This window comes from Streptomyces sp. NPDC050759, from assembly GCF_044456945.1.
Classification (GTDB): Bacteria; Actinomycetota; Actinomycetes; order Streptomycetales; family Streptomycetaceae; genus Streptomyces.
Genome location: NZ_JBITGI010000006.1, coordinates 203,385 through 215,424 on the forward strand (window position 1 = coordinate 203,385; position 12,040 = coordinate 215,424).

The 12,040-nt window shown below is 69.7% G+C and carries 9 protein-coding genes; 6 read left to right on the forward strand and 3 right to left on the reverse strand.

Features of this window, described 5'->3' with window-relative positions; all coding sequences use genetic code 11:
- Positions 1–2 precede the first annotated feature (2 nt).
- The gene (locus ACIBJB_RS20345; protein ID WP_398932369.1) at positions 3–965 is read left to right on the forward strand and encodes an ABC transporter substrate-binding protein; all 963 of its coding nucleotides are present in this window, start codon (positions 3–5) and stop codon (positions 963–965) included.
- A 267-nt stretch (positions 966–1,232) separates the two neighbouring features.
- The gene (locus ACIBJB_RS20350; protein ID WP_398932371.1) at positions 1,233–1,718 is read left to right on the forward strand and encodes a hypothetical protein; all 486 of its coding nucleotides are present in this window, start codon (positions 1,233–1,235) and stop codon (positions 1,716–1,718) included.
- A gap of 51 nt (positions 1,719–1,769) precedes the next feature.
- Here ACIBJB_RS20350 and ACIBJB_RS20355 read toward each other — a convergent pair whose 3' ends face one another.
- Both ACIBJB_RS20355 and ACIBJB_RS20360 read right to left on the reverse strand, forming a co-directional pair.
- The gene (locus ACIBJB_RS20355; RefSeq protein WP_398932373.1) at positions 1,770–2,594 is read right to left on the reverse strand and encodes a group II intron maturase-specific domain-containing protein; all 825 of its coding nucleotides are present in this window, start codon (positions 2,592–2,594) and stop codon (positions 1,770–1,772) included.
- Positions 2,482–3,192 carry a reverse transcriptase domain-containing protein gene (locus tag ACIBJB_RS20360; protein WP_398932375.1) on the reverse strand — a complete coding sequence of 237 codons (711 nt, stop codon included), beginning with the start codon at positions 3,190–3,192 and terminating at the stop codon, positions 2,482–2,484. The genes ACIBJB_RS20355 and ACIBJB_RS20360 overlap by 113 nt, the downstream gene beginning before the upstream one ends.
- Positions 3,193–3,413: 221 nt before the next feature.
- Here ACIBJB_RS20360 and ACIBJB_RS20365 point away from each other — a divergent pair, with 221 nt between their 5' ends.
- Entirely contained in the window at positions 3,414–5,852 is a 2,439-nt protein-coding gene (locus ACIBJB_RS20365) for an FAD-dependent oxidoreductase (protein ID WP_398932377.1), read from the forward strand.
- Between the two features lie 22 nt (positions 5,853–5,874).
- Here the strand turns inward: ACIBJB_RS20365 and ACIBJB_RS20370 are convergent, their stop codons facing one another.
- Entirely contained in the window at positions 5,875–6,666 is a 792-nt protein-coding gene (locus tag ACIBJB_RS20370; protein WP_398932379.1) for an IclR family transcriptional regulator, read from the reverse strand.
- Between the two features lie 119 nt (positions 6,667–6,785).
- Here ACIBJB_RS20370 and ACIBJB_RS20375 point away from each other — a divergent pair, with 119 nt between their 5' ends.
- The 3 genes from ACIBJB_RS20375 to ACIBJB_RS20385 all read left to right on the forward strand — a co-directional run bounded on the left by ACIBJB_RS20375 (position 6,786) and on the right by ACIBJB_RS20385 (position 11,969).
- On the forward strand, positions 6,786–8,921 hold the full coding sequence (locus tag ACIBJB_RS20375; RefSeq protein ID WP_398932381.1) for an alpha-galactosidase: 2,136 nt from the start codon (positions 6,786–6,788) through the stop codon (positions 8,919–8,921).
- A 269-nt stretch (positions 8,922–9,190) separates the two neighbouring features.
- Complete coding sequence (locus ACIBJB_RS20380; RefSeq protein WP_398932383.1) at positions 9,191–10,795, forward strand: purple acid phosphatase family protein; 1,605 nt, start codon at positions 9,191–9,193, stop codon at positions 10,793–10,795.
- A 76-nt stretch (positions 10,796–10,871) separates the two neighbouring features.
- Positions 10,872–11,969, forward strand: coding sequence for a LacI family DNA-binding transcriptional regulator (locus ACIBJB_RS20385; RefSeq protein ID WP_398932385.1), 1,098 nt, complete (start codon positions 10,872–10,874; stop codon positions 11,967–11,969).
- The last annotated feature ends 71 nt before the right edge of the window (positions 11,970–12,040 follow it).

A 12,040-nucleotide genomic window follows, 5' to 3' on the forward strand; every position in this document is an offset into this window, starting at 1 on the left:
CCATGGCAAGACACTGGCGAGCCGGCGCGGCCGGCCTGGCCGTCCTCGGCCTCACCCTCACCGCGTGCGGCGGGGCGAAGGTCGGAGACAGCTCCTCCGCGGGCTCGGGAAGCTCGGGCAAGTGCGGCACCTTCAATCTGGCCGTCAACCCGTGGGTGGGCTACGAGGCGGACGCGGCGGTCGTCGCGTACGTCGCCCAGCACAACCTCGGCTGTACGGTCAACAAGAAGAACCTTAAGGAAGAGATCGCCTGGCAGGGCTTCGGCTCCGGCGAGGTCGACGCGGTCCTGGAGAACTGGGGCCACGCCGACCTGGTGAAGAAGTACATCGACCAGCAGAAGACCGCCGTGGACGCCGGCCCGACCGGCAACAAAGGCCTCATCGGCTGGTACGTGCCGCCGTGGCTGGCCAAGGCGCACCCCGACATCCTCGACTACAAGAACCTCAACAAGTACGCGTCGAAGTTCAAGACGTCCGAGTCGGGCGGCAAGGGCCAGCTCCTCGACGGCGACCCGTCGTACGTCACCCACGACGAGGCGCTGGTGACGAACCTGAAGCTGGACTTCAAGGTGGTGTACGCGGGCAGTGAGACGGCGCTGATCCAGGCCTTCCGCACTGCCGAGAAGAACAAGCAGTGGGTGATCGGCTACTTCTACGAGCCGCAGTGGTTCCTGTCCGAGGTCCCGCTGAAGAAGGTCAGCCTGCCCGCGTACAAGGACGGCTGTGACGCCGACGCGGCGAAGGTCGCCTGCGACTATCCCGTGTACAACCTCAACAAGATCGTCAGCGCGAAGTTCGCCAAGTCCGGCAGCCCCGCCTACAACCTGGTGAAGAACTTCAACTGGACGAACGACGACCAGAACGAGGTCGCCAAGTACATCGCGCAGGACAAGATGACGGACGAGGCGGCGGCCAAGAAGTGGGTCGAGGCCAACAAGGAAAAGGTCGACGCCTGGCTCAAATAGCGCCGGCGTCCGCCGCTAATGTGGTTGTTCTCCGGCCAAGGCTCCGTGGGTGCGTTGCGTGAACTGCCGGAGAACAACCTATTTCGCCCGCGATTCCTCCCGAATTCCAACATGAAACCCTCGCCTGGAGCGTGGCCGCCGGCAAAATGGTCAAGCTGCGGCAAAAATGATTTCCAGGCCCGCGGTGAAGGCATCTCCCCGGTAAGATCTCGTCCGGAATGGCACACGGTTACGACCAAACCCAAATTCATTCGGAAACGGGGAGACGTGGGGATTCGCAAATATATGCGGAGCGTTCTGATTGCCGGGATTCTGCTTGGGGCATCCATCTTCACGCCAGCCACTCAGGCTGACGCTGCAGCTGGGCAGTACCACTTGAACGTCGGCCAGAAGCTGACCGTCGGGAAGTGCATCGTGTCCACTGCTGGACAGCGCGGGGCTGTCGCAAAGCTTTGCATGGGCAAGTATGCCAACGCGCTCATCTACTACAAAGGTGTTCTAAAGGATGAGTTCGGACCGAATCACGTGACGTCGGCTCAGCCCAGGGCCTACATCACGCTCGCGTCCGACCACAACGTCAAGATTTATAAGTACTCCGGTGGGCCACTTCTGTTCAACAGCAAGACCGCCGGGAGATTCCCGGCGACCCAGCTGTGGATCGACTCCTGCGCGGCTCTTCCCTACTGGAACGTCGCCCTGGTCAAGCCTGGAAGCTTCAACTGGCCCTGGAAGGGCGAACACTGCGTCGGCTAGTTGTACCCGGCCAGTCGGGTAGGACCGCCGCATTGCTGCGGCGGTCCCCCCTCAGAACCGGCGGTGCGGGCTTTCCCCGCAGCTCGGCTCAAGCAAGCCCGAGAGGCTCACAGGCGTGCAGTGCAGGACGAGTGGATGAGACGGAGTTGCACCCCGTCCGACGTTTCGATCCCGCGATAGGTGATCTTCCTGGTGGTGACCGCCTGTCGGGTGCCTCGCAGCCCTTGTTCCCACTCGGTGGGGCTGGACGGCGGAGTCGGCGTGCAGCAGCGGTCCCCGGCAGATCAGAAACTGCCCGTTCTGCGCCTGGAGCAGGCGCAGGGTGGCACGGTTGATCGGCGGTGGTGGGCTGGTGCGGCGCCGTTCGGCCCAGTAGGTCGCCAGGGCAGGGTCGTCCGGGAACGCCGAGCCGTGGACCATCTGGTGTCGGACGATCTTCGTCCAGGCGTATTTCAGCAGGTAGGCGCCGCTGTCGCGGTCACCGAACACCCACTGGTCCTGCCGGGACTTGTTGAACGTGCCGTAGTACCGGGTGGTGACCCAGTGCCGGGGCTTGTTCGGGTGCGCGCGGGTCGCCCACTTGTAGGTGAGCTTCCACATGTAGTCGTCCAGCGCGGTGAAGACCTCGCTGGCGACCATGCTCCGGTAGTAGGCCGACCAGCCCCGGATGATCGGGTTGAGTCGTTGCAGCACCGCGGCAGCGTTGGCCCCGTGCAGGGACCGCACCTCGGCGCGCAGCCTGTTCCGGATCCGTCTGACGGCCTCACGGTTGGGCTTGATCAGCAGCTTGCCGTGATAGCGGCGGATGGTGAAGCCGAGAAAGTCGCAGCCTTCTTCGAGGTGGACGACGCGCGTCTTGTCCTCGTTGAAGACCAAGTCCCCTTGGCCTCAGCCACTCGGCAAGACGGGCCTTGACCTGTTCGGCCTGTTCCCGTGAATGGCACAGGGCGACGAGATCGTCGGCGTATCTCACCAGCAGCGAGGAGCCCGGCATGGTGTCACCGGCACGGCGTCCGGTCTGCCGGTACTGGACTCCCGCAGCCGTCTCCATCCCATGCAGGGCGATGTTCAGGAGCACAGGGCTGATCACGCCGCCTTGAGGAGCTCCCTCCTCGGTTGGCGTGAACCGGCCTTCCTCGACCACACCTGCTCGCAGCCACTGCCCGATCCGTTCCCGCGCGGGGAATGTGCCGAGCTGCTGAAGCAGGTGGTCGTGGTCGATTCGGTCGAACGCCGCTGCCAGATCCGCGTCCAGTACCCACCGGCGGCGGGCCTTGCTGCCCTTGGCCGTCCAGTAGATCGCCGCGATGGCGTCCTGACAGCTGCGGCCGGGCCGGAAGCCGTACGACTTCGGCTCGAACCGCGCTTCCCACTGCGGTTCCAGTGCCTGGGAGACGCGGGCTTGCTCGACCCGGTCCAGGATCACGGGAATGCCGAGCGGGCGTCTCCTGCCGCCTGGCTTGGGGATATACACCCGCTTGACGGGCCCGCCTCTGTCCGGGCTGATCCGGTGCTGAACCCGAAGGGCCAATTCCGCTTTGCCCGAGGCGGTCAGGACGACCTGACCGTCGATCCCGGTATCGAGCTAAACGTCCCTGCGTGCTGAGCTCTTGACACCCCTCCCCGAGGCGGGCACATTGAGTTGCGCAGCCTGAATCGTGTTGCGCACAAAGCAACTTAACCGGAGGTGCGGCGATGGCGGGACCCCGAGTGGTCATCATCGGAGCGGGCGTCGTCGGCGCGGCACTCGCCGACGAGATCTCCGCACGCGGCTGGACCGAGGTGACCGTGGTCGACCAGGGCCCGCTCCCGGTCACTGGCGGATCGTCCTCGCACGCCCCGGGCCTCGTCTTCCAGGCCAACTCCTCGAAGACGATGACCGAGCTGGCCCGCTACACCGTCGAGAAGTTCTGCTCGCTCGACGTCGACGGACAGCCCTGCTTCCTCCAGGTCGGCGGCCTCGAGGTGGCGACCACGCCCGAACGCGTCACCGAACTCCACCGCCGACACGGCTGGCTCACCTCCTGGGGCGTGGAGTCGCGGATCGTGACCGCCGACGAGTGCGTCGCCCTGCACCCCCTGGTCAACCGGGACCGCGTTCTCGCCGGCCTCCACATCCCGACCGACGGCCTCGCCAAGGCCGTCCTCGCCGTCGAGGCGCAGATCCGCCGCGCCACCGAGCGCGGAGTGACGTTCCTGGCCCGCCACGAGGTCCTCGACGTGCTCCGGGCCGACGGCGCGGTGACGGGCGTCCGCACCGACCAGGGCGACCTGCAGGCCGACATCGTCGTGTGCTGCGCCGGCATCTGGGGCCCGCGGATCGCCCGCATGGCCGGCATGAACCTCCCGCTCACCCCGCTCGCCCACCAGCTCGCCTGGACCGGCCCGGTCCCGGCGCTCGCCGGCCAGACCGAGGAGGCGGTGCGCCCGATCCTGCGCCACCAGGACGCCGACCTCTACTACCGCGACCGCCACGACACCCTCGGCATCGGCTACTACGGCCACCGCCCCATGCCCATCACCGCCGACGAGATCCTCTCCGTCGACGAGGCGGACGGGATGCCGTCGGTCCTGAAGTTCACCGAGGACGACTTCGCGGACGCCTGGACCGAGACGCAGTCACTGCTCCCCGCCACCCGCGAGGCCAAGATCGAGGAGGCCATCAACGGCCTGTTCTCCTTCACCACCGACGGCCTGCCCCTCCTCGGCGAGTCCCCGGACGTCAAGGGCTTCTGGGTCGCCGAGGCCGTCTGGGTCACCCACTCCGCGGGCGTCGGCCGGGCGATGGCCGAGTGGCTGGTCGACGGCCACTGCTCGTCCTTCGACCTGCACGAGTGCGACGTCAACCGCTTCGAGCCGCACCAGCTCTCCCCGGAGTACGTACTGGCCCGCGACTGCCAGAACTTCGCAGAGGTCTACGACATCCTGCATCCGCTGGAGCCGTCCGGTGCCCCGCGCCCGATCCGCACGAGCTCATTCCACGCCCGACAGCAGGAGCTGGGCGCCTTCTTCCTGGAGGCGAACGGCTGGGAGCGGCCGCACTGGTATGAGGCCAACGCGGGCCTGGTGGAAGGCCGTTCGATCGTCACCCCCAACGACTGGGCCGCGCGGTACTGGTCGCCGATCGTCGGTGCCGAGGCCCAGGCCACCCGCGAGACCGTCGCGATGTACGACATGACGGCCCTCAAGCGCCTGGAGGTGAGCGGACGGGGAGCGGCCGACTTCCTGGAGCGGCTGTGCACCGGCAAGGTCGCCAAGTCCGTCGGCTCGGTGACGTACACCTTGCTCCTCGACCACGACGGAGGCATCCGCAGCGACATCACCGTCGCACGGCTGGCCCCCGACCTCTTCCAGGTCGGCGCCAACGGCAACCTCGACCTCGACTGGTTCACCCGCCACCTCCCCGCCGACGGCACCGTCCAGGTCCGCGACATCACCCCCGGCACCTGCTGCATCGGCCTGTGGGGGCCGCTCGCCCGGGACGTTCTCCAGCCGCTCACGGACGAGGACTTCTCGGCCGCGGGCCTGAAGTACTTCCGCGCCAAGCGCGCCTACATCGGGTCCGTCCCGGTGACGGCCATGCGCCTCTCGTACGTCGGCGAGCTCGGCTGGGAGCTGTACACCACCGCCGACCAGGGCCTGAAACTGTGGGACACGCTGTGGCGGGCGGCCCGCCCGCTGGGTGGCATCGCGGCCGGGCGGGGCGCCTTCAACAGCCTCCGTCTGGAGAAGGGCTACCGCTCCTTCGGCACCGACATGACCTACGAGCACGACCCGTACGAGGCCGGGGTCGGCTTCGCCGTCAAGGCCGACAAGGAGGACTTCGTCGGCAAGGCGGCACTGGAGCGCCGCCGGGCCGACGTACGGCGGAAGCTGACCTGCCTGACGATCGAGGACCCGCGGGCCGTCGTCATGGGCAAGGAGCCGGTCTACGACGGACAGCGCGCAGTCGGCTACGTCACCAGCGCGGCCTTCGGATACACGATCGGCAAGGGCATCGCGTACGCCTGGCTGCCCGCGGAGCTCGCGGTGGCCGGCCGTGCGCTGCACATCGGGTACTTCGACCAGCGCGTGGAGGCGGTGGTGGCCGAGGAGCCGCTGTTCGACCCGACGATGTCCCGTCTCCGGGGGTGAGCGTGCCCCGGCGGAAGCCCGGTCAGCCCAAGTAACCGAGCCGCCGGCTGAGTTCGTCCGCGCCCTCCACCAGCACCGGTGCCAGCTCGTGCATCCGCTCCTCGGTGAGACGGAAGGCGGGACCCGAGGCGGTGAGGGCGGCGACGACCTTGCCCTCGCCGGAACGCACCGGCGCCGCCATGGCGTTGAGGCCCTCCTCGTACTCCTCGACCGTCAGGGCGTAGCCCTGCTCGCGGACCCGGACCAGCTCCGCCTCCAGCGTCTGCCGGGAGGTCAGTGTGCGGGCCGTCAGCCGTTCAAGACCGGCCGTGGCGACGAGCTCGTCCCGGCGCTGCTCCGTGAGATGGGCGAGCAGGACCTTGCCGCTCGACGTGCAGTGCATCGGCGTCAGCCGGCCGACCCAGTTCTGCGCGGTGATGGCGGACCGGCCGCGCACCTGGTCGAGGTTGATCACATGGTGGGACTCCAGGACCGCGATGTTCATCGTCTCGCCGAGTCTGTCGGCGAGGCGCTCGCAGATCCCGCGGCCGTGCTTGGTGACGTCGATGCGCCCGGTGACCGCGCCGGCCAGCCGCACGATGCCGAAGCCGAGGCGGTACTTCCCGCGCTCGCCCTCCTGCTCCACCATCCCGTGCGCCTCCAGCGCGCCCAGCAGACGGAACGCGGTGGACTTGTGGACGTCGATCGCCTCGGCCACTTCACTGACGCCTGCCTCGCCGCGCTGGGCGAGGATCTCCAGCACGGTGACAGCCCGGTCGACGGACTGCACACCGCCGCTGGACGTGCCCCCGGACTCGGTGCCGTTGCTGCTCATGGCGGAACTCTATGCGAGCAGGTCAACAGTCGTCGGCCCGGTCGCCTCCGGCAGGCCCGGCGCTCGCTGCGCAGGCTTGTGTGACCGGTCACATACGTGCGAGGATCGCGAGCGGTCACATGGCGGGCGAGCCGGAAGGGGAAACTGCGTTGACCTCAGCCGTCGGAGCACTCGGGAGATCCCGCCTCTGGTCGCACCCGGAGCTCGGGCTGCACGCCCTCCTGGACGCCACGGGCTCGGTCCGGCTGGGGGCGCCCGGCCAGGACTGGGCCACTCTGGTGCCTCTCGTCGAGGTCACCGCCACCGGACACGGACGCCTGTGGTCGGGGGAGCGCTTCATCGAGACCGTGATCGGCGACCGCCTGGCCTACCGTGACCACGAGACGGTCCGGGAGGGGGGCAGGGAGCGTACGACGATCCGGCTCGCGGACCCCGAGACCGGCCTGGTCGCCGAGGTGGTCCTGGAGACGGCTCCGGGTGCCGGTTTCCTGCGCTCGCGGGTGCGTCTGGTCAACGAGGGCAGCACACCCCTCCGGCTCGAGAGCGTGAGCAGCCTGACCGTCGGCGGCATCACCGACGTGGGCGGCGGCCTCGACGGACTGACCCTGCACTGGGCGGACAACGACTGGCTCGCCGAGTGCCGTTGGCGCCAGGCCCCCTTCCGTGACCAGGTCGTCCCGTTGAGCCGGTCCGCGCACGGTCACGAGGGGCGGGGCTGCTTCGAGCGCTCCTCGCAAGGGAGTTGGTCCACCGGCCGGCACCTGCCGATGGGGGCGCTCACCGACCTCTCAGGCCGCACCTGGCTGTGGCAGATCGAGTCCAGCGCGGGGTGGCGCTTCGAGACCGGCGAACGCGAAGGCGCCGCCTACGTGGCCCTGTTCGGCCCCGACGACGCCCACCACCAGTGGCGGCACACCCTCGCGCCCGGCGAGGACTTCCACACCGTTCCCGCCGTCCTCGTCTGCGGCGAGACGGGCGGCCTCGACGCCGCATTCGGTGACCTCACCGACTACCGCAGGCTGATCCGCCGCGACCACCCCGACCACCGCGCCCTGCCGGTGATCTACAACGACTACATGAACACCCTCATGGGCGACCCGACCACCGACAAGCTGCTGCCGCTCGTCGAGGCGGCGGGGAAGGCGGGCGCCGAGGTGTTCGTCATCGACGCCGGGTGGTACGACGACGACGCCCAGGGCTGGTGGGACGCCGTCGGCGCGTGGCAGCCCGCCCGGGGCCGTTTCCCCGGCGGCATCCAGGAGGTGCTGGACGCGATCCGGGGACACGGCATGGTCCCGGGGCTGTGGCTGGAGCCCGAAGTCGTGGGCGTGCGCAGCCCGTTGGCCGACACCCTGCCGCCCGAGGCGTTCTTCCGGCGCGGCGGCCTGCGCGTGACGGAACACGGACGGCACCACCTGGACCTGCGCCACCCCGCCGCCCGGGCCCACCTCGACGCGGTGGTGGACCGGCTGGTCGGGGAGTGGGGAGTCGGGTACCTCAAGCTCGACTACAACATCAACATCGGACCCGGCACGGAGAACGGCCCGGAGAGTCCCGGCGTCGGTCTGCTGGGCCACCACCGCGCCCACCTCGGCTGGATGTCCGCCCTCCTGGACCGGCATCCCGGCCTGGTCCTGGAGAACTGCGGCTCCGGCGGTCTGCGCATGGACTACGCCCAACTCGCCGTCACCCAGCTCCAGTCCACCAGCGACCAGCAGGACCTGCTGCGCTACCCGCCCATCGCCGCGTCCGCCGCCACCGCCGTGGCCCCCGAACAGGCCGCGGTGTGGGCCTACCCGCAGCCCGACCACACCCCCGACCGGATCGCGTTCACCCTCACCGGCGCACTGCTGGGCCGGATCCACCTCTCCGGCTTCCTCGACCGCATGGACGACGAGCAGTTCGAGCTCGTCCGCTCCGCGATCCGGGTGTACAAGGACATCCGGCCGGAGATCGCCGGTGCCCGTCCCTTCTGGCCGCTGGGCCTGCCCGACTGGGAGGACGCCTGGATCGCCCATGGACTGCGGGGGCGCGAGGCGACGCTCCTCGCGGTGTGGCGGCGGGAGCGGGCCGACGTCCCGGAGAGCCGTACGCTCACGCTGGCCCACCTGCGTGGCGTCGAGGCGCGGCCAGAGGTGCTCCAGCCCACGACGGCCGACGCGACGGTGGAGTGGGACGCGGCCGAGGGAAAGCTCACCGTCGGCCTGCCGCGCACCGACACGGCCGTACTCCTCCGGCTGGCCCCGACCGCCTGAACGCGGGACGGGGCGGGGCCGCTCCGCCGGATCCGCCCCTCCCGGACCCGGTCATGGGCTGCCGCTCCTCTTTCGGGCCCGGCCAGGTGGGCCGCGACCTAGGTCCTCTTGCGAGCGTCAACGGCCGGGCGGCCCCCGGCAAAGGCGGAGGCAAGATTTGCCCTCGTGGGCCGTCACTCCCGGCTCGACGACCATCTGGCAACGCGGCGTTCACTCAAGTGCCGCTGTGGCGCGCCAGGGTGCGGTCGACGTCAGCCAGGGAGGGCACCATGACCGCACAGTCAGGTCCAGGTACATCGGACGGGTCGGCGAAGGCTTCCGAGGGGGTCAGCCGGCGGCACGCGCTGGGCATGTTCGGTACGGCGGGAGCGGGCGCCGCCGTCACCCCGCTGCTCGGCGCGGGAACGGCACAGGCCGCCCCCGCCCTTCATCTCACCGCCGACTCCTCCGGCGCGCCCCCGGTCCAGGGGCTGCACCTGACCTTCGGCGCGGACCCGCGCACCCAGATGACGGTCTCGTGGCTCACCGACCGGCCGGTGACCAGACCGGTGGTGCGCTACGGCACCCTGGAGCACGGCTTCGGCTCCAGCGCGGAGGCCCGGACCGTCACCTATGTCGACGGCACGTCCAGCCGCACCGTCCACGTCCACCACGCCGCGCTGGAAGGGCTCCGCCCCGGCACCGAGTACATCTACCTCGCCACCCACGAGGGGGCCACTCCCGACAGCGGTACGTTCCGGACGGCTCCGCGCGGACGGCGGCCGTTCACCTTCACCAGCTTCGGCGACCAGTCCGCGCCCCAGGTGACCTGGGCGGCCAACGGCACGCCCGCGCTGGACGCGAACTCCACCCCCGCGACCAAGGACATCGTCACCGGCATCGAGCAGGTCGCCCCGCTCTTCCACCTCCTCAACGGCGACCTGTGCTACGCCAACCTCGACGTCGACCGGGTGCGCACCTGGAACAACTTCTTCACCAACAACACCCGTTCCGCGCGCTTCCGCCCCTGGATGCCCGCGGCCGGCAACCACGAGATCGAGAAGGCCAACGGCCCGCTCGGACTCGGCGCCTACCAGACCTACTTCGCCCTCCCGTCCACCGAGACGGACGCCGAACTCGCCGGTCTCTGGTACGCGTTCACCGCCGGCTCGGTCCGCGTGATCGTGCTACAGAACGACGACAACTGCCTCCAGGACGGCGGTGACATCTACGTCAGTGGCTACTCCGGCGGGCGCCAACTCGCCTTCCTCGAAAGGGAACTGATGGCGGCGCGGTCCTCCCGGGACATCGACTGGGTGGTCGTCGCCATGCACCAGGTCATGATCAGCTCCTCGGACGCCAACGGCGCCGACCTCGGCCTGCGCCAGAAGTACGGCCCGCTGTTCGACCGGTACGGAGTGGACCTGGTCCTGTGCGGCCACGAGCACAACTACGAGCGCTCGCTGGCCGTCCGCGGAGTCGTCACCGGCAGCGAGACGCTGACCCCGAACCCGGTCTCCGGGGCCACCGACTCCATCGACACCGGCCTGGGCACCGTGCACATGATCCTCGGCGGCGGAGGTGTCTCGGGCACCACCAACCAGAACTTCTTCAAGGACGGCACCGCCAAGGTGATCACCGCTGTGTCGGCGACCGCCGGTGCCAACGGGAAGCGCACCTCCACCTACACCAAGGAGCAGGCGGTCTGGACAGGGGTCCGGGACATCGAGCACCCCTATGGCTTCGCCGCCTTCACGGTCGACCCCGGCCGGCACGCCGGTGACACCACCCGCATGCACGTGACCTACTACAACGTGAACAAGCCCGGCGGCGACCTGTCGGTCTTCGAGACGTTCACGCTGCACCGCCGCCGCTCGGACGGCCACGCCGGGTAACGATCTCTCCCGGAGGGGTCAGGCCTCGACCAGTGGCTCTGGCTAGGATTCGAGGTGACGGACATCGGGAGACGCAATGACGCCAGTGGGAGGACAGGGCCAGAGCACTGGCGCGCCGCGTGCCGTGGATGTGGCCAGGCTGGCCGGTGTTTCCCAGAAGACGGTCTCGCGGGTCTTCAACGGTGAGCGGTACGTGTCCGCCGATGTGCGGGAGCGGGTGCTGCGAGCCGCGGAGGAACTCGGCTACCGGCTGAACAGCGCGGCCCGGGCCCTGGCCTCGGGACGTACCCGTTCGATCGGGGTGGTCGCGCTCGGAACCGCTCTTTACGGGCCCGCCTCCCTGCTCATCGGCATCGAGCGGGCCGCCCGGGACGCCGGATACGCGCTCCGGGTGGTCAACACGCAGGAGGGTGATCCGGCGGGCGTCGCCGGGGCCGTGGAGTCGCTCCTCGAGCAGGGCGTGGACGGCATCGTCGTGTCCGAACCGATCGACGAGGGTTCGGTGCCGCTCAGGGCCGGTGTCCCGGTCCTGGTCCTCGGCGCGCCCGCGACGTTCGGGGGCCCGCGTGCGGTGGCGGCGGGTGTCGGTGCCGAGTCACTGGCGCGGGCGGCCACCGAACACCTGCTGGACCTCGGGCATGTGACGGTCCATCACCTGGCCGGTCCGCATAGGTGGTTCGCCGCCCGGGACCGTCTCCAGGGCTGGCGGGAGGCGCTCGCGGCACGTGACAGGGCACAGCCGCCCGTCATCGAGGGCGACTGGTCGGCCTCGTCCGGCTACACGGCGGGCCGCGAACTCGCCGCCGCCGGTGATGTCACCGCGGTGTTCGCCGCCAACGACGACATGGCCGTCGGCCTGATCCGCGCACTGCTGGAGGCGGGCCTGCGGGTGCCGGAGGACGTGAGTGTCGTCGGCTTCGACGACATCCCCGTCTCCGCCTATGTCACCCCACCGCTGACCACCGTGCGCCAGCCGTTCGACGCCGTGGCCCGGGAAGGTCTGCGGCTCCTGGTACAGGCCATCGAGAAACCGGACGCCGAGCCGGCCCCGGCGACCGACCCACCGATCGAGCTCGTCGTACGCGCCTCGACGGCGCCCCCGCCGACGCGCCGGCGGCGGCCGTCCCCCGGCTCGCGCGGCGCGGCCCACGCGTCTCCGACCGCCACCGACTGAGCGACCGGAGGGGTCTCCCTCCCTGCTGGACACGCGGGGCGGCCGCGGCGGCCATCCGGATGGGGAAGGCC